This is a genomic window from Paenibacillus nicotianae (assembly GCF_042681745.1).
GTDB lineage: Bacteria > Bacillota > Bacilli > Paenibacillales > Paenibacillaceae > Saccharibacillus > Saccharibacillus nicotianae.
In genome coordinates this window covers 1,270,462-1,289,897 of the sequence record NZ_JBHUGF010000010.1, presented here as the reverse complement: position 1 = coordinate 1,289,897, position 19,436 = coordinate 1,270,462, and the positions used below count along the sequence as shown (strand labels likewise).

General features: G+C 37.3%; 16 protein-coding genes. 5 read left to right on the top strand and 11 right to left on the bottom strand.

The window, feature by feature from the left end:
* The first annotated feature begins 162 nt into the window (after nucleotides 1-162).
* Nucleotides 163-1,206, top strand: coding sequence for an SIS domain-containing protein (locus tag ACFSGI_RS09990; protein ID WP_204823992.1), 1,044 nt, complete (start codon nucleotides 163-165; stop codon nucleotides 1,204-1,206).
* A gap of 112 nt (nucleotides 1,207-1,318) precedes the next feature.
* Here ACFSGI_RS09990 and ACFSGI_RS09985 read toward each other — a convergent pair whose 3' ends face one another.
* Together ACFSGI_RS09985 and ACFSGI_RS09980 are read right to left on the bottom strand one after the other, a co-directional pair.
* Nucleotides 1,319-2,059, bottom strand: a complete 741-nt coding sequence (locus ACFSGI_RS09985) for a sulfite exporter TauE/SafE family protein (protein WP_204823991.1) — start codon at nucleotides 2,057-2,059, stop codon at nucleotides 1,319-1,321.
* A 110-nt stretch (nucleotides 2,060-2,169) separates the two neighbouring features.
* Nucleotides 2,170-2,640 carry a HEAT repeat domain-containing protein gene (locus tag ACFSGI_RS09980; protein WP_204823990.1) on the bottom strand — a complete coding sequence of 157 codons (471 nt, stop codon included), beginning with the start codon at nucleotides 2,638-2,640 and terminating at the stop codon, nucleotides 2,170-2,172.
* Between the two features lie 226 nt (nucleotides 2,641-2,866).
* Here ACFSGI_RS09980 and ACFSGI_RS09975 point away from each other — a divergent pair, with 226 nt between their 5' ends.
* From ACFSGI_RS09975 to ACFSGI_RS09965, 3 genes are all read left to right on the top strand, one after another.
* Nucleotides 2,867-3,784 carry a helix-turn-helix transcriptional regulator gene (locus tag ACFSGI_RS09975; RefSeq protein ID WP_204823989.1) on the top strand — a complete coding sequence of 306 codons (918 nt, stop codon included), beginning with the start codon at nucleotides 2,867-2,869 and terminating at the stop codon, nucleotides 3,782-3,784.
* A gap of 77 nt (nucleotides 3,785-3,861) precedes the next feature.
* A complete protein-coding gene (locus ACFSGI_RS09970) occupies nucleotides 3,862-4,377 on the top strand; it encodes a DinB family protein (RefSeq protein WP_204823988.1) in 516 nt (171 codons plus the stop codon).
* 22 nt (nucleotides 4,378-4,399) lie between these two features.
* The gene (locus tag ACFSGI_RS09965; protein WP_379283102.1) at nucleotides 4,400-4,978 is read left to right on the top strand and encodes a YdeI/OmpD-associated family protein; all 579 of its coding nucleotides are present in this window, start codon (nucleotides 4,400-4,402) and stop codon (nucleotides 4,976-4,978) included.
* A gap of 177 nt (nucleotides 4,979-5,155) precedes the next feature.
* Here the strand turns inward: ACFSGI_RS09965 and ACFSGI_RS09960 are convergent, their stop codons facing one another.
* The 3 genes from ACFSGI_RS09960 to ACFSGI_RS09950 all read right to left on the bottom strand — a co-directional run bounded on the left by ACFSGI_RS09960 (nucleotide 5,156) and on the right by ACFSGI_RS09950 (nucleotide 11,468).
* A complete protein-coding gene (locus ACFSGI_RS09960) occupies nucleotides 5,156-6,028 on the bottom strand; it encodes an amidohydrolase family protein (protein WP_204823986.1) in 873 nt (290 codons plus the stop codon).
* On the bottom strand, nucleotides 6,025-9,168 hold the full coding sequence (locus tag ACFSGI_RS09955) for a GNAT family N-acetyltransferase (RefSeq protein ID WP_204823985.1): 3,144 nt from the start codon (nucleotides 9,166-9,168) through the stop codon (nucleotides 6,025-6,027). The genes ACFSGI_RS09960 and ACFSGI_RS09955 overlap by 4 nt, the downstream gene beginning before the upstream one ends.
* 251 nt (nucleotides 9,169-9,419) lie before the next feature.
* A complete protein-coding gene (locus tag ACFSGI_RS09950) occupies nucleotides 9,420-11,468 on the bottom strand; it encodes a beta-galactosidase (protein ID WP_204823984.1) in 2,049 nt (682 codons plus the stop codon).
* 174 nt (nucleotides 11,469-11,642) lie between these two features.
* Here ACFSGI_RS09950 and ACFSGI_RS09945 point away from each other — a divergent pair, with 174 nt between their 5' ends.
* A complete protein-coding gene (locus ACFSGI_RS09945) occupies nucleotides 11,643-12,488 on the top strand; it encodes an AraC family transcriptional regulator (protein WP_204823982.1) in 846 nt (281 codons plus the stop codon).
* A gap of 38 nt (nucleotides 12,489-12,526) precedes the next feature.
* Here ACFSGI_RS09945 and ACFSGI_RS09940 read toward each other — a convergent pair whose 3' ends face one another.
* From ACFSGI_RS09940 to ACFSGI_RS09915, 6 genes are all read right to left on the bottom strand, one after another.
* Nucleotides 12,527-12,862 carry a hypothetical protein gene (locus ACFSGI_RS09940; protein ID WP_204823980.1) on the bottom strand — a complete coding sequence of 112 codons (336 nt, stop codon included), beginning with the start codon at nucleotides 12,860-12,862 and terminating at the stop codon, nucleotides 12,527-12,529.
* Between the two features lie 15 nt (nucleotides 12,863-12,877).
* Complete coding sequence (locus ACFSGI_RS09935; RefSeq protein WP_204823978.1) at nucleotides 12,878-13,369, bottom strand: hypothetical protein; 492 nt, start codon at nucleotides 13,367-13,369, stop codon at nucleotides 12,878-12,880.
* 33 nt (nucleotides 13,370-13,402) lie between these two features.
* Nucleotides 13,403-13,567 carry a hypothetical protein gene (locus tag ACFSGI_RS09930; RefSeq protein ID WP_204823976.1) on the bottom strand — a complete coding sequence of 55 codons (165 nt, stop codon included), beginning with the start codon at nucleotides 13,565-13,567 and terminating at the stop codon, nucleotides 13,403-13,405.
* A 328-nt stretch (nucleotides 13,568-13,895) separates the two neighbouring features.
* Nucleotides 13,896-14,633, bottom strand: coding sequence for a TetR/AcrR family transcriptional regulator (locus ACFSGI_RS09925; RefSeq protein ID WP_204823975.1), 738 nt, complete (start codon nucleotides 14,631-14,633; stop codon nucleotides 13,896-13,898).
* Between the two features lie 110 nt (nucleotides 14,634-14,743).
* Nucleotides 14,744-17,848, bottom strand: coding sequence for an efflux RND transporter permease subunit (locus ACFSGI_RS09920; protein ID WP_204823974.1), 3,105 nt, complete (start codon nucleotides 17,846-17,848; stop codon nucleotides 14,744-14,746).
* Nucleotides 17,841-19,412, bottom strand: coding sequence for an efflux RND transporter periplasmic adaptor subunit (locus ACFSGI_RS09915; RefSeq protein ID WP_204823973.1), 1,572 nt, complete (start codon nucleotides 19,410-19,412; stop codon nucleotides 17,841-17,843). Before ACFSGI_RS09915 ends, ACFSGI_RS09920 begins: the two co-directional genes overlap by 8 nt.
* Nucleotides 19,413-19,436: the final 24 nt, after the last annotated feature.

The window sequence follows — 19,436 nt, the reverse complement described above, 5'->3', positions numbered from 1 at the left end:
TTTATTTTTTGATTATAAATGTAAAATAAAATATTCAAATAGTCTTATTTGATTTATTTCGTCATAATAATGATTGAAAAAATCAAATTAAAGAAATATACTATATGGTAAGTACCAATTGTAATGATTATTTTGCAAAATATACTATATGGAGGTTAACTGATGAATTTAACGTATCAGGAAGTAAAAAAGCAATACACAGCGCTACATCAGACATTCAATTATATGTTAGAACATCGTAATGCTATTCAAGATTTACGCGAACAAGTACAGCCTAGTTCAATTACATTTGTAGGCTGCGGTTCTAGTTACTGTTTAAGTGAATCGGCTGCTTTTTCTACTCGTTTATATACAAACATGCCTGCATCCGCATTAGCAGGCGGCGATCTCATGCTAAATGCAGAGCGGTATGCTCCCCTTTTGGCAAATACATTATTGGTCGCTCCATCACGTTCAGGTAGTACAAGCGAAATTATAGAAGCTATTCAACGTGTACGTAAACAACAACCTCTTTCTGTTCTTTCTCTATCTTGTGTATCCAATTCTCCTTTATCTACAGAAGCTGATTTATCGTTAGAATTACCATGGGCATTTGATCATAGTGTATGCCAGACTCGTACAGTCACCAATTTGTATGTAGCTAATCTGTTGATTAATGCTTTTTGGAGTAATAATGAAAAATTAATTGAAGATATCCAAAGTGCAATTCAAATGGGTGAAGCTTACATGGAAAAAGTAGAAGCTTCAATTCGAGAAGTGGCTGATTTTACATGGAAACGTGTAATTTTATTAGCAGATGGTGAATTACAAGGATTAGCTAATGAAGGTGCGATTGCTATCACTGAAATTGCGCAAGCAGAAGCCCATGCTTTTCACTTGTTAGATGTTCGCCATGGCCCAATGGTGACTATTGATCAAGATACATTGGTGATTGCGGCATTAACTGGAGAAGGTACAGAGTATCAACACAATCTTATTCAAGATATCCATGCTCGTGGAGCACGAATTATTGCGTTAGCAGATCACTCCAATCGGATTTCAGATGCATGGGTAAATTTAGGCATTGTTTTAGAACAACCTTTGCATCCAGCAGCTCAAGGGATTCCTTTTATTTTTATTCCACAAATGGTGGCATTAGCCAGTGCAGAGCGTCAGAATATCAATCCTGATCAACCGGATGGATTGGAAGCATGGGTAAAGTTGTAAAGATCAATTTTTGATAACGATAATGCTTTATATACAATACAATTAAAAAGAGAACAGATCCTTATACAGGACTGTTCTCTTTTTAGTTTTACTACGTAGCATGTAGTTCATTTTATATCACACCTAGACCTGCTAATAACGTCCAAATTCCTGATAAAATAATCAAACCCAGTGAATACTTTTTAAATTTCTGCTCGTTCAAATAGGTAACCGCTTTGACTCCTATCCATGTTCCGATTAGCATCACCGGTAACATCCAACCTAGATATAGACTCATTTCCTGATCGATCAATCCACTATATACAAATGTAATGATCGTGACTCCATTTAATATCACACCGACTAAAGCAAGATTGGCTCGAAACATCTGTTTGGACATGCCTTGATTAGACAACATCAATGCCATCGGAGGCCCGCTAACCGATATACTGCCACTAAGTATGCCACTCAAAGCGCCTGCGGAAAGATAAGCGACTTTTTCATTAGCTATCGGAATCGTGCGTCCACTTAATAAAAACACAGCAAACAATGTAATCAGTATACCTGTCACCATTTTAAGAGTATTTCCGCTAATAATAAGCAAAAATAATGTTCCGACCGGAGCCATAAGCACACTTGCGATAATTAATAATCCGATTTTGCGAATATTGGTATCCCTGTAGACAGAACATAAGACTAACAAGCAAATCAGCATACTTAATATGACAATCATCGGCACGACACGCTGAATCGGTAGAAATAAACTAAGTAATGGCAAAGCGATTAAAGCAAATCCAAAACTTGTTAATCCTTGTACAAAGCTTGCAATAAGGATAATACCCGCCCCGATCAGCAAAGCATTTATAGTAATCATGTATACTCCTTTATGATATCTAGATTCTACAGGTGTACAACTCACTTTTTTGATAACGATAATACCTAAATACGTAACGATAATTATGAACTGTTTTTTCTTTTTGGATATCAGTTTTTCACTTGCTCCAATAGTCGCAATGCTTCAGCAGCAGATTGTTGCACAGCAGGGTTATCATCCAACGTATATGGTAATATAACAGGAATATATTTAGGATTATATGTTAATCCAAGTGCATAAACTGTCTCCGATAACCATTTAGGATCGATCTTATTAATATGTTCTGCTATATAATCAAGATTTTGAAGAGAATACATACACAGTAGCTGGATAATTTCTTCTTTCACTTCATCATTTTCTTGCAAAAATAAATGCTGTTCCAGAAGAAAAATAATCTCGTCAAAATGAGGTAGATTATATCCAAACCATGGATCAAGATATTTATCCATACAAAATAATAAATTAAGCTTTTCTTGTGTACTCTCTTCAGTCAGAAACGTTTGAATAGGTTCTATGCCTTGCTCGATAATATCGCTATGCTTTGATGTATATGTTGTATAGCGCATTTGATTATGATCCATAAGAATATCCTCTCCTCTATATCAAACATTTCGTACCCATATCTTGCTTATATTATAACGCTTATAGCATGTATGTTTACTTTTTTAAAATCTAACTCCCCTTTTCTAAATCCTAAAACATCTTTTATTATATTCTAAGGTATACTGTTATAGATTAAGTAATAAATCAACTCACTATGATCCAAATAAGAAGCAAATAAATCATAACAATAGGCGGGATAAATCTATGAAATTAGAGCGATTGATTGCGATGATCTACAAATTGCTTAATCACGAAGTGTTATCTGCTTCTGTCTTGGCTGAACAGTTTCAGGTATCGCAACGAACAATCTATCGGGATATTGATGTACTCTGCGCGGCTGGATTACCCATTGTATCGTATCAAGGAAGTAGTGGTGGATATGGGATTATAGATGGATATAAAATGGACAAAAGTCTGCTTGGTGCATATGATGTCGATTCATTAATTACTGTGCTAACCAGCCTTTCCACTGTCTTTCAAGATGAACGTGCGCAAAGTACAATTGAACGTCTACAGACAGTCGCGCCTGAACATCACAATTCTAATCTAGCAATCAATTTCGATACATACCGAACAGAACCTTATGCTCTTATTTATCTACGTCAAGGGATTAATAATACCAAAGTAGTCCATTTTGATTATATTAATGCCAATAATGAACATACTCATCGGAAGATCGAACCGCTCTGGCTTCATTTCAAATATAGTACGTGGTATGTTCATGGCTTTTGCCAGACCAAACAGGATTATCGAGAGTTTCGCTTATCTCGAATGATGAATGTACAGTTAACGACTGAAGATTTTCAACCTCATCCATGTACTCCACAACAAATTCAACAGACTGAGCCAGAATGGGGAAACCAATTAAAAGAAATTGTAATTCGTGTAGCCCCTCAATCTTTAGCAGAAGCACTGGATCAATTTCAGCAAGCAGACAAAACATTTCAGTCTGATGGAAGTATGATCATGCGTATTCCTATCTATAAACCTCTTGAAGCCAAATGGTTATGGTCGATCTTGCTTAGCTTTGGGGATGGTGCTGAAGTGTTAGAACCTGCCGAGTTACGAATCATATTAAAACAACAAATTGAACAAGCCCTACACCTTTATAAAGAAGTATGACACACTGTTGTCATACTTCTTTGGCTATGATGAGAACTGTAATATAATTCATCATCATCTCAAAGGAGCTGTTGTTCATGTCCAATCACCCTGTAGAAATGTTCAAGTACCACATCTGGGCAAGTCGTATTATTATGGAAAGAATCCAAGAACTTCCTGACTCTGTACTACACGAAGAAGTAAATAGCTCTTTCCCAACGATAGCGCATGCGTTAAGTCATATGTATGCTGTGGATAAAATGTTTTATCAGGTTCTACAAGGTAAAGAAATGCCTGAAGCCTTACAAGAATGTATGGCTTTGAATCAGACCGCACTGACTTCTATCGATGAGTATATCACTCGTTTTGCAGTATTAACCGACCAGTATCAACAATGGCTACAAAACGGAATAGATTTAGAACAATCTATTCTACTTAACAATCCTTATGTTGGCGCAAGACAAACGCGCTTAGCGGAAATCGTACTACATGTAGCAAACCACGGAACATATCATCGAGGAAATATTTCTACTATGCTTCGTCAATTAGGTCATGCTTCTGCAATGAATGATTATATATTATTCTGGTATCAGGAATCGGCCCCATCTATCTAATCAGCGAAAGGAACAGGATACATTGAATAACATCGACCATCTTCTCACTATACATTCCAAAATAGAATTAAGAGTATGGTTACAACAGCATAGTAACGATATGCCGTATTGTTGGGTCATTGTGAGTATCGCACCTACTCCTGATGTTTTACTCTACTTGGATGTCGTCGAAGAATGTCTATGTTTTGGCTGGATCGATGGAGTTAAGAAGAAAATATCCGAGACCCAATTAGCACAGCGATTATCTCCCCGCCGTTTAAAAAGTTCATGGACTGAACTCAATAAAGAGCGTGTTCGCCGATTAGAAAAGCTAGGGCTTATGACAGATGCAGGTAGAAAAGTATTACCTGATATGAATAAGGACACTTTTGTGATACATCCACATATTCTACAAGCATTACAAGAAGATGCTGAAGTATATACCCACTTTCTAGCATTTCCAAAGTTATATCAAAGAGTACGAATAGATACGATTCAGAGTACTTATGATCAACCTGAAATCTTCTATCACAGACTTCAGAAATTGATAACTAATACCAAAGCCAATAAAATGTATGGTCAATGGCATGATCATGGACGATTATGGGATGATCACGATTGATTATGAATTATGAATTATGATTTACTTATATATCTATAAAGCCTCAAACCCAAAAACGTGTACTTCTATGTCGATGTCTGACATAAAAGTACACGTTTTGATTTTGTGATAAGGTAGCTGACTATCATGCGATCATTTCTATTAGAATACTATATTAGAAATGAGCACATCATAATATTAGATTGATTGAGATTCTATCCAGTTTTTCAACTTGGGAAAGACTTGAAGTGCATTATTGTAAAATACATTTTCCCACTGAGCTTCAGGTATTAGATTTTTGATAAAAGCAATATACGCATCTAGAGGCACTAACGGCCAGTCCGTACCAAATACCAGTCGATCATACTTTTCAGCGAATACGATAGCTCGCTTAAAATGATCTACATACGTTTGCTCACCCATTAGACGATATACTTTAGAACTATCACCAACGATCCAACCGGATAGATCAGCATACAAGTTCGGATTTTTTTCAAGCAAAGCCGCTGTATCCATCACCCACGGATCACCCAAGTGACATAACATAAACGTAATATCGCGATGCTTGAGAAACGTTTCTTCCATTGATAGCGGATGAGAATATTTGAGCAATCCATGATCTGAATAGGTTAGTCCACCATGAATAACGATCGGCAGTGCATACTTACGAGCAAGGTCATACACCGGATCATAGATAGCATCACCGACATTATAATGATAATATCCTGCATATAACTTGATTCCGACAACATGATCCCATTGTAACGATTCCTCTAATGCTTCCAATTGACCTTCTTGATGCAGAGTAACAGGATTAATCCCTACGCAAGTAAATAGATTATCTGGCATAGGATCTTTCAAATCTAACAACATCGGATTACGTGCGGCTGTATCAGGAAAACCTCCAGCAGACGTTTCTGTGACTCCCATGCCTACAGCCGCTACTACTCCTGATCGTGCAAATTCATCCAATAACCCTTTTTGGGTATAGTCAATGGAAGCTAACGATGTAGCTGTATCGTAAAAAGAGTCAATTTCTGAAAAGTGTATATGAGCATCTATGATTTTCATGGTGTGCTCCCTTCTGAATCATTGGTGGCATGATTGAAATCAAATTGAATATTGAACAAATCTGCTAATGTCGAATCTGGAATGTCTATATCTGAAATGATATAGAATTGTGGTTTGCCCCATACCTCTTCATTGTTGTTAGCAAATATTTTGGAAATAGCCACAGAAGCGACTAGGTGGGTATTCACAAACACAGCGCAAGACTCATTTTCTGGATGATCAACAAATAATAACTTTTCTTTCCGTTCATTTGATCCAAAGCGAATAATTTTATCTTTGGCTTCTGTCTCATATTGGACTCTACCTGCTTTATAGATAATATCTTCTTTTGTTTCATTTTTAACATAGGCTTTGGCTTCTTTGATCTCTTCACTCACTTTATAAAAGCTAAAATGATTAGCTCCAAATGGTGATAACGTTGTTCCTGTTTGTTGATCTAGCTTAATAAAATGACAAAGTACTGGAACACCTGGAAGTGTTACATAATACTGCTGGAACGATAGCCCTTTTAATTTTGCGTTTTGCTTAATATGAACGGTTATACAAATACCTGACCATGTATTTCCTATATTGTCTTTCACTTCTGTAAACTCAACTATCCGTTCTTCTTCCAACAATGTTCGCTGGGATAGACCATGAACTTCTAATGAAATACCGCCAATCCATGGATTCCACCATGACTTAGCAATCGGTTGTGGGAATGAAGAATCCAGCCATTCTAATCCATCATATTTAAGTGAAAATAAAGTCGGTGCAAAAGATTGCCTGGCTTGAAATTCTAACACCCCGTTACGCACTGTATGAACATCTCCATGTTCTGTTGAGATCACTTCTTGCATAATGACCTGTTCAGAGACTGGAAATACCAAATGCTGCTCTTCCAATACATAGGAGTCCATATCCAGTTGTAAGGTAAGCACATCGATTGGAGAAGAATTTTGTATCGGAAGTTGCACTTGGAAATCATGTAATTCTAATGTTTTGGATAGATCATATGAAGTCTGTTCCACACTATTGAACTGTGACGAAATCAAGAGCGTTCCATCCAAAATGGTATTTTTGTGTTCTGTAATCTGTACATCTACAGATTGCTGTACAAAAGGATTGCCTTGATTTACTTTACATTCAAGAGATGCAGTCGTTGTTAGATTACGATCTGAATGTTCCTGTACTGCAAATCGTCTAAAATCCTGCCAATTATTCCAGGTCCCAATAGCAAATTGAAGGGCAGGTGTTGCGACTTGATCTCCTATATTGTGTAAAGATAATGGATGTTCGAATGCATACAGCCAAAGGTCTTTGGTTAATGTTGTATCTGCTGACCAAGTTACACCGCATGTTGAATCAGAAGTATGTGCAAACAACCAATTTTCTGTAATATCGTTAGCTTCCCAGTAATCATTTTCAGAAGCATCTGAACCTTTAGCTGTATGAATGTACTGATTACGGTAAGGAATAATACTATTTTCCAATGGAAAACGAAAGTGTTCTTTCAAAAATAACGGTTCATTACGTTCTTGCTCTTGTTGATTCTCTATAGTGTAATAACGGCTTACCATACCATTCGCATGTAGTTGGATAATCGTTGTTAATATCACACCAATAGTAGCTACATTGTATCTTGCTTCCATGATCATAGCATCTTCATAACGGAACGTAACTTGAGAAGCACGATTTTTTTGAAATTCATTTTTATAAGGCAGTCCAAATTTGGGATGAAATAAACGAAGGGCTTCTTCTGTACCTTCATAGATCATCAAATTGTTGTTGATTTTATTTAAATGTATGCTGTATTTGCCATTAGAGATGATCCAATCTTTAGCCGTCTCGCCTCCAAATGCAGATTGTATTCCTGGAAAGACAAGACTTATGTATTGCTCCAATATTTTGGACTCTTCGGTGCATTCTGGCTGTGTATAGATAGGAATAGAATGATGCCAGATTCCATAATGAAGCAATGTGGCTGGAAGAGTAATACAGCGACGTGATCGAGCTGGAACTTCAATAGATATCACAGCATCTTGAAATGACAATATATGATCGTCAGGACATTTCATGTAATAAGTAATTTGTCGATCGTACTCATTTTCTACTGTTAATTGTAGTTGGATATTTTCGCCTACCATGAATGTACGGTGAGGAGCTTCTACTTTTAATCGTACCGGAAACTTGGGTTCTACACCGATTTTGAATGTAGCCGATTTCCCGTTGATCATTAATTCTGCTTCGACAACAGGATGCGTCTGAAAAGGATCTTGCTCTTCTTCAATCGGCATAATCTGAAAATGTCCTTCAATCGTTGTATGTGATGCTACTGTTCTAGATTCTTGCAATTCAAAAGCGATAGCATCATTAGGAATAGACTTGATCTCAAGCGATAACGGTTGACCTGTTTTGTTAATTGCTTCATAGATGATCGGGTACTCTGTTCCAAATGGCAATTGATGAGCAACAGGAATCGTAGCCTGAATGATATAATCATTCGTTTCAATCAATCGTAGACCGCGACCGGTTCGTTCATATTCCATTTTGAGTTGAAGATCACCTTTATGCCACGCATAAGTAAAATAATCAAATCTATATTCTTGACGCCCATCAGGTTCTGTTATTATCTCGCGCGTACTATCTGTATACCAGTCGATCTGTTCAAAATAAGGCTGTACTGCTGGTGTCTGCAATACCGCTGGAATTAAATTAATAAGATGGGTTGTATCGTCACGCCGTTCCCAGAAAAAGCCTGCTTTTTTATATGTAGGTACAGCTTTGATATTACCCGGCCATGTATATAAATCCAGTCTTGGCCAACCTCGTTGAATTGTTTCTTCTACTGCTCGTAATACTAATCTTTTTCCGATTTTGTATCCATGATAATCTGGACGTACATTCAGTAGCGGAATATATAAAGCTCCTGTATCTTCTTTATAATGAGAAAAGCTACAGTAGCCTACCACTTCATCATCTTTGACAGCTAAAAAGACATCAATATGGGTATGATTATGATGTTCTTTCAAAATCATTTCTTCTGTCTGGACAGTATTATCACCGCCCCAACTCTCATGACTGGCGTTCCACATCTCAGCAATCGACGCAGCAAAACGTGGCTCATAGCTTACAATGCGAATAGTATCTATTTGGGTCATTGTATTAGCTCCTCTATGTAGATAGAATATCTATATTTGTATAACTAATATTGCAAGTAAGATACAATTGTCGCTCCTTTCTTTTGTATTGTCTCTTATCATACTATGGTTTGCACGATAATCAAAGTTTGGAAATCATTATACACCTATCTTAACGATTAACAAATATGATGACGAAAAAACCTCCTTACTAGCAGGAGGTTTTCATATATTTATATATATCTGTCGTTATTTTTGTATATCTATCGTTATTATTCTAAAATCATTACACCATAAGCCGGTATCGTCGCTGATCCTTCTATCACCGTATCTGTTAACACATCTGTACGCTGTTCTTTCATATGGATAGAAGCTTCTTGATCACTATAATTTAGCAAAAAGATATAGCGATTCTGCTCATTCTGACGAATCCCAATCTCTACGTGTTCCGGTACTTCTAACCATTCTGCAACAGGTGAAGATATTTCTAAAATACGCAATAATTCATCGACAACATCTTCATGAAATGCTGCTCCATAATATAATACTTTTCCCTGACCGTATGGTCGCTGTGTTAATGCAGGAGCATCTTCATAATAAGAGGATGTATAGGTCGCTAATACTTCTACATCGTCTTCATTTAATTGTAAAATATCATTAAATAACTGTGCTACTTGTTCCATATGATGATTGGTATGTTGCCATTGTAATCCTGGTACTGGAGCATTACCTGTAATTGAAGTGAAATCCGCTACAGAGATTCCACATAAGGAAGCGACAGGGCCTGGCATAGGTGCCATTCGGCAATGACCGGATAGCTCTTTGTAACCTGTGCGAGCACCCAAAATAAGTGTTCCTCCTGCTTGTACGTACTGAGTCAATAAAGTCGCTGTCTGCTCAGACATAATCGCAGCATGTGGATAAATAAGCACTTTATATTGTTGTAATTCTGCCAGTGTCTGCTTGCGCAAATAAATGATATCAGTAGGAATATGCTGATATTGAAGTTGCTTAAACCACGCATTGATACTTTTAGCTGTCAAAGGGCCATGCCATATATCATACTCGCCATCCCAATCGTTGTCGTAATCTTTGACAATAGCTATATCGGCTTGATAAGTCGTACTTGCTATCTTGTTACCGATCGCTACAAATTCTTGTCCGACTTGAGATGCTTCTGCAATCCGACGGTTCGGTTGATTATGGTAATCATTTAAGCCATGCCAGTAGATTTCTGTACCAAATGTAGCAGTGCGCCAGCGGAAATACATGACTAGATCCGCACCATGTAATACCGATTGATAAGTCCATAATCTTAATTGCCCTGGACGCGGAGCAGGCATATTCATTCGATTCACCCAACCACCCGGCCCTGCTTGCTGTTCCATAACGCAGAAATTGTTAGATATATTACGGACAACGCTCAGATTCTGACTCCATTTACGATCCAACAATGGCTTAGGTTCATCACTGCCAAAGATGGTTGAAAATTGCGGATACGAATCATAGGAGAAAAAGTCGAGCAGTTCTTCTGTTAACGCATGACTATCCAAGTGCCCGAATAGACCGTTAGTCGTAATCCACTGATGCGGAGCAACTTCTCTCAAAATGTCTGCTTGAATACGGGCGAATGCAATCGTGTTGTCTGAAATAAATCGCTTTTCGTCTAATACATGATGCGGATTAGGAGAATGAGAAACAGTAGGACGTGGCAAATACACCTGTTCCCAATCGGTATACGTCTGACTCCAGAATACAGTCCCCCATGCTTGATTAAGCGCTTCCAATGTATGATAACGTTTTTGTACCCATTGACGAAATGAAATATGGTCAGCTTCTGCATAGAATTCACTGACTTCACAGTTCAGTTCATTATCAATCTGCCAACCGATGATAGCGGGATGGTCTTTAAAATGATTTGCCATTTGACGGGTAATCGTAGCGCATAGTTCCTGATATTTAGGACTACTATAATTGTAATGTCTCCGCATACCATGCTGATATGTAACACCTTCGATCGATACGTTCAATACTTCTGGATATTTCTGCGTTAACCATGCGGGTGGTGTTGCTGTAGGTGTGCCCATAATTACACTTAGTCCATACTGCTGTGCTAAGTCTAGTACGCGGTCGAACAGATCAAAGTCATATACTCCTTCTTGCGGTTCAAAAATACTCCATGCAAATTCTCCAATACGAATATGAGATAGATTCATTTCTTTCATTCGTCTAAAATCATCTTCCCATAACGAATCAGACCATTGTTCAGGATAATAACATAGTCCTAATTGTAAAGCATCAAGTTGAATAGATTTGCTCATAACGATCACCTCTAATGTTTGGATACGTTTATTTTAAGGCTATGTGATGTTTACGTATATAACGAGTAATTATCCTGATATCAATATTTTGCGATTATCTTTTTACTATGTAGCTGGTATTGCTGTAAAATAGGCTATATTATAGTATAAATTTCATATGAAAGGTAATCTAATATGAGAGAACATATTTTCTTTCCCAATCCTTCGTTTCCACATTATAGTTGTTATCCAGACTTTATAGGAGGCTATCAGAATCATTCTTCTCATACGGTAGATCGTCCGGCAAATAGTAGCGATTTCAAGTTAAACCGGTTGTATAATCTGCACTTCATTTTGAAAGGAAAAGGCTATGTATACAGTCAAGGAAACAGGTACGAGTTAAGTGCAGGTCATGGATTCTTGTATGGCCCCGAGTTGGCAGAACGTTATGAAGCTGATTCTTATGATCCGTGGGATATACGCTGGATTCACTTTTCCGCTTCTGCCCTAGAATCATTATTAGGCAAAAGAGGAATCAGTGAAGTATGGTTATTTGAATTACACTCTATGCAGACATTGAATATATGTATGGAAGAACTGTTAGCTCTAGGTCGTAACTTTGATCTCAAGCAAGAAATACGCGCTTCTGCTGTACTTTATGAAATGTTATTACATATTACTAAAGATGCCGTGTCCCTTCATTTGCCCAAAGACCCTGCTTTGCATGGTATTCATGCCGCAGCCAATTATATGCGTGAACACTGTACAGAAGCATTATCGATCAAAGACATTGCTCAATTTACTGGATATAGTGTCCCTTATTTCACACGTAAATTTCACCAATCTATGGGAGTGACACCGACTGCCTATTTACTGGAATCTCGTATTTTGTATGCGAAAAAGCTACTTCTTTCTACCACCAAAACTATTCAAGATATCGCTTTAGATTCAGGATTTTCGCAAAGCAGCTATTTTATTCACTGCTTCAAAAAAGTCGTTGCCATGACACCCGAACAATTTAGAGTAAGTTGGGATTCTTGATTATCTTTTTAAGACATTTATCTAGCTGATTTATGATATTAATGATTATTTTGCTTATATAAAGAAGCCACTTCGATAATTTGTATAACAGCTTTGTTTATACAAGGATAATTTTCGTCTGTATAATCTTCATTAATGCTCATGCCGTACCAGTCATAAGCATTAATGATAAGTTCTTTTATTTCTTTTTCTTTATGATTGATTATTAAAAATAATACTTCTCCTACTAATACTTCATGTTCATTTTCAGGTGCTCCCGAAGCCACTAGACCACATGGATCTAGTACATTAATGATATTAGTTATTGATTCAAAATAGGTAGGATACTCTTTTCTCAACATGTTTACTTGATTCATTCTCATCATTTCTTTCATTACAACTCTCCTTTATTATGTATACGATTTGACTACATGGTATTTAGTAGATGCTTGATATGCTAATATACGCTTTGTTTTTTCAGAAAATTTCACAATCAATTCTTTATCTTGTTGCTCACCAATGATCGCTTCAATCTGTCCTAGACCAAATTTAACATGATGGATAGTATCTCCAATTTTAATATCATCAACCCACCCATTCAATTCTACAGTGGAATCAGCTCGATCTATAAATAATGAAGGGATGATAGGCGGAAATAAATTAGGATCGTTATAATACTCTAGTTCATCTCCCTGTACATAACCATCGAGTTGAGAAGCTATTTCAATCATCAATGAGATTACAGTAGAGTCGGCTCCACATAAAGTTAACCTTCCATGTTCAAATATAAAAGGGAAATCTTTCAAAAGATGATTTACTTTGTTTAACTCTTTTTCAGTAATTGGATGGGATTGGCTATCCATCCATTGTTCTGTTTTAGAAATATGAAGATCATAACTCATTTTAATAACTCCTTTTCGCAAAGTATCTTTTGATTATGTATATTGAACAATTTCATAAATTTTTAAACCTACAAATATAATCAATTGGCTTATAATAAATCGCTTATGTGTAGGTCTTCCATAATTTTTATACCAACGAATTGATATACTAGTCATGATCAAGCTAAATAAAGGACCTCCCAAAGCTGCTGTAAACATAATTGCAGCACCACCTGGATGAATATGATAATCAGCTATATATTGATCAACATTAGTAAAACATTCATATATGACATTAACTAGTAGAAGACTAAAATAGTAATAATTATATAAACATAGTGCAACATATATTATGTACTTTAGTATCCGAATACATTCATATTTCATTATTCACCTATTTTCTGTATAGATTGTATATTCATGTTCTATGATTACTTATTATACAATACAAAAAATTGTTCTATCACTATAATTATCCTATATAAAACTAAAAAAGACGCTGAATACTTCTAGCATCTTTTTTAGTCCCATATGTTATCACACCTTTTCAATGCAATTCGTAAGGTCTTTGTTCTGTAACTTTGACAGAATCAAGCAATTTAATCGGATATTTTTCTATACATTGAAGTAACGTATTCACCAGTATACATCGATCTGTGGTGTTCATTATTTCTTGCTCTACATGGCGTATTTTACGCCACTGAGCACGTTTGGTATATATAGTTGTATGTTTACTATGCACCAGTATTTTGGAATGATATAGACTTTGTTGAATATCTAATGCTTGAGATAATGACATACTATGAGATTGCTTGATCTGTTGGTGCAAATGATCTTTGTTCCATCCCAACAAATTAGTATCATCTAGCTCATATAAGATACTATTCATCATTTCTAGAAGTAACGTGCTCAAACGATATTCCAGTCGTTGATAAGCATAATGAATCGCAGGGTTATCATATCTATTTTGCTTGCTTACACTGTTCTGCTGTAAATGAGGATAAACAATAGTGATATGTTGCATATAGCTTTGTATATACGCTATTATTTTTTGCTCGGGTATGACCTGTTGATCAGTATAATGATTAAAAATAAGGTCATCGATCTCCTGACAAATGATATCCAAAACCAAGCAAAATACATGATCTTTACTTTTAAATTGATGCGCAAAATCGGCTTGTGTGAGACTACATATCTCGATCATATCTTGTTCTGAAGTCTCTTCGTATCCTTTAGTAACAAACAATAATTTAATTTGTTCTATCATGGTATAGGTATGATTCATCCAGTACCCTCCTTGGCACAATGACGTAGATAGTAACACCAGACATTGCTGTCACTATCTACGCATAAGAACTTTGCTTTGAGAAGTGGTTATCATTGTAAACTATAATATTATTGATGTTTGGCTAATCGTTTGTTTTTACGTGCTAACTTGGAAGTCATGCGTTTATCAGTATAGCGCGCCATAACCATATATAGCGAAGGCACAACAAATAATGTTAGAACAGTTGAAAAGACCAATCCAAAAATAATAACGACACCCAATGGACGGAATAACAGTTCTCCTACTGTAGCAATCGGAATCATCCCAACTATAGCTGTTAATGATGTTAAAATAATCGGACGAAAACGTGCCGATGCTGCTAGAATAATCGCTTCTGTTAATTCCATACCTTCATGTCTTGCATCTTCTATAAATTCGATTAATACGATACCATTACGAACTACAATTCCTGCGAGTGCGATAATACCCATCACCGCCATAAATCCAATCGGCGTCTGAGTCACAAATAATCCTAATACACCACCTGCGGCGGCTAAATATACCGTCGTCATGATAATAAATGGAATCAATAACGAATAAAATTGCATCGTTATCAGGATGAAAATAATAAATACAGCAACTACAAATAATGCACCCAAATCTTTGAACGTATCTGTCTGACTAGATGTCTCACCACCAACTTCCCACGTATATCCTTCTGGAAGCTGAATTTGCTCAAGCTTAGGTCTAATATCTTGCATCGCTTCTGTAGCGGTAGGTCCACTCAGTTCTGCTTCTATCGTATTGACACGTTTAAGATCATAATGGTTGATCTGCTGAATAGAAAATACAGGCTTAATCTCGACAATTTGAGATAATGGAATCTGTGTGCCTGCCGAATTGGTAATATTCACCTGCTGTAATAAGGTATTGGGACTGCTGTTACGTGAATCTTTGATATATAATTTTAAATCGATCAAATCACTACCATTATCAAAGTCACCTACACTAAATCCACTACCCATCATTAGCAGTGTTTGTGTCAAATTTTTGTATGTGACTTGATAGCGATCCATTGCTTGTTTGTTGACAGCAAAATCTAATGTATAACTATCATTTCCGGTACTATCTGTAATGCCATACGTTCCTGGAGATTCAGAAATAATCTGCTTAATCTGATCGCTCAGACTACGTAATTCTGGTAATTGATCTCCTGTTACACGAATTGAAATAGGTTTTCCTACAGGAATTCCGAGCGCAGCACCTTTTACAGAGATTTGGATACCGGGATACTCTGCTTTGAGGGAGTCAGACCATAGCTCTACGGTAGACTCAACATTCATACCATGTTTTCCAGTGACTAAAATCTGACCTGAATCGGTTCCACTGCTAGATCCGTTCGTACTATTGAAAAGCTTGGGAGCCGCTCCGCCTACAGCATAGGCTATTTTATCAATATCAGGCTGTTTTTTTACCCATGTAGCAATACTTTCAGTTACTCGATTGGTCTCTGCCAGCGATGTTCCTGAAGGCAAGCTAACATCTACAGAAATTTGTGGTTCTTCCGATGTTCCGAACAATTCAATCGGTGTTAATAAAGCAAGGCTATACACTGCTGTACTGATAACTAACCCGGTTAAAGCAACCATTAATGGACGCTTGAGTATATTTGGCATTAAGCGGAAAGCATAGCCATTCGTTAATTTCTGAATTTGCTTCCCTAATAGACCTGCCGGCTTATCGATATGACGTTTGCCTTTTTCTATTTGTCTATTTTCATACCATTCGCGGAAAATAGGAATAATCGTTAAAGACATAATCATCGAAGCCAACATACACAATGAAATAACAACCGGAATCGGTCGAATAAATGAACCCATATCTCCGGGTAACAACATTAATGGTACAAAAGCAGCAATCGTGGCTAGGGTAGCTGTAATAATCGAAACAGCCACTTCTTTTGTTCCTCGCACAGAAGCTTCTGTGGGATGTTCTCCAAGTGTCGATAATCTGCGCTCGATATTGTCGTTAACTACAACAGCATCATCTACCAGAATTCCCAGCACAATAATCAGACCAACAATCGTTATCTGATTCAATGTGATGCCTGCTTGAGGTAATACAATTAATCCCAGCGCAATAGAAATAGGAATTGAAAGAGCAACAAAACCTGCTGTTAGCAAATTCATACCTAATGTACAGATGAGAATTACGGCTATAATAGCGATAGCCATTTCTCGTATTAAATCGTTAAAGATTCGTTGTACTTCATCACTTTGAGCAAACAAAGAATCGATTTTTAGATTAGAAGGCAACGTTTTTTCTAAAGAAGCCATTTTGGTAGATAGCACTTTGTTCATATCGATAACATCTGAGCCAGCTTGACTACTGATATCCATCGTGATGGACGGTACTCCATTGTAGTAACTCAGATAAGATGCTGTAGTAGGAACTATATTCACATCTGCTACATCTTTGAGATAGACAGGAATACCCGCTTCTGTCTGAGTAATCAGAATATCTTTTATCGTTTCAAAGTCGTCTGACTTGTCTACTTTGAGCTGGTACGTACGATTCTCATACGTAAGATTGCCTACAGGTATACGATCATTTTCAGACTGGATCGCTTGTAGTACAGTCTCCCAGGTAATATTATATTGCTTTAACTTATTAGTATCTGCTTCTATACTGATCTCCTGTTCAGGTAACCCTTTGATAGATACTTCAGTGATTCCTGGAATAGCGCGAAGTTGTTTGCGCCATGTGTTCATCAGATCATTTAACGCATAGACATCTTCTTTTGTTTTGCCATAGATTGCAAAAGACTGTACAAAGCTTTGCGCTAAATTATCGTTAACAATGGGTACATCTGCATCAGCAGGTAGGCTGGATTGAGCATCTTCTACTTTACGTCTAAGTTCATTCCATACACTTTCTGCATCAGCTTTATCTTCCGCTTGTACAGTAATAGTCGAGATTCCATTTCCAGAAGTAGAGGAGATTGTTTTGAGGTCAGTAACTTCTTTAATTTTTTGTTCTAGCACCTCGGTAACTGTCTGTTCCATAAGTTCCGGTGAAGCTCCCGCATATGTTGTCGTTACTAATGCTGTTTTCACAACAACATCTGGTTGTAATTGTCGTGGTAAGCTTATACCTGAATAGACACCATACAAAATCAAAAGTACAAAAAATAATAAAGTAACTTTACGTTTTTTGATAAAAAATTCAATCATGAGCCGTTACCTCTTGTTTATCCTCTGTAGTGGTGCGATTTGTGGTGTTAAGATTACCTTTTTTCGTTGGCGTAGTCAGAGTATCTCCGTTAAATAAACGGTCTGCTCCTTGTACAACAACTTGATCTCCAATGTGAAGTCCACTTTTAATCAGATATTGGTTATTATATGATTCACCAACAGTGACAAAAGTTTGAACCGCTTTGCCTTTATTATTTCTAAATACATAAGGTTTATCTCCTGTACTAATCACTGCTTCTACAGGTAACAATATTCCTTTTTGAGTAGTTGCTTGACGGGATGCTTTGACCACTTGACCGGGTTTCCAATCTTGCTTTGGATTGTTGACAGTCACTTCCGCATTGATCGAACCTGTACTTTCATTTGTCTGCGGATACAATTTGGTTACTTTGCCTGTACGCACATCATTATACAGACTTAGACTGACTTGTTGCCCGACTTTCCATTGACTGATTTCGCTATCCGCTATTGGTAGTAGTACTTTCAAGCGTGTTGTTTCTCCAATTACAAAAGGATCGGATGAACCGCCCATTGCTCCGCCGCCGCTTGAACCGGCACTTACCGTTTGACCTACGGATACATTTTTCTCTAAAATTACTCCTGATGATTGAGCTTTGAGTGTTGTATACGACAAGCTCAAAACGATTTTATTTTTGGCAATAACTGCCTGATCGTAACTGGCTTTCGCTTTTTCGATACCTGCTTGCGATTGTGCAATACCTGCTTCTGCTTGAGCTACACCTGCCCGGGCTTGCTCGATTGTTGCGCGGGCATTAGCGATACCTGTCTGTGCTTCTTTCACTGTAGATGCTGCATTTGCACGTTCGGAAGCACTTGCACCTTCTAACGTTAAAGAAAGCTTGGCTTGCGCATCTTTAAGCGTATCTGTAGCATCTGCTAGTGCGGTTTGTGCTTGTTCATTTTCTTGTTGTGTTAGCAATCCATTACTAGCTAACGTCTGTGAACGAGTGGCTTCTACTTTTGCCTGATTATAAGCGGTTTGCGCTTTATTCACTGCGTTTTGTGCTTGTGCTTTTTCTTGTGAGCGTGCGCCAGATAGAACACTTTGCTCACTCACACGAGCACTTTCAATTTTGGCTTGCGCACTTTCTAGTTGCGCGTTAGCAGAAGATACGGTAGCTAGCGAATTTTGTTTGGATGCTTGAGCATCTTTTAACGAAGCACTTGCACTGGATAAGTCGGCTTGAGCAGCGGCTACAGATTGATTAGCGTCTGCCAAAGACAAATTAAGATCTACTGTATCCAGAGTCGCTAATACAGCACCTTTAGTTACTTGTTGTCCGATTTCGCCTTTTACTGAAGTCACCGTTCCAGCCGTTCGGAAAGTAACAGGCACTTCGCTGTAGGCTGTTAAGGTACCTGATAAATTGTAATTTACAGTTAACGCTTGTTGCTTAACTGTTGTAAATGTGACATTGTTGCTCGTAGTCTGTACAGCAGCAGTCGATGGTTCTGTTGAGCATGCGGTTAGACTAACTACAAGCAGGAGTGCTATCAAAATAGAAGAACTTTTTTGCTTCATAGATCATATTCCTTTCTTATCTCT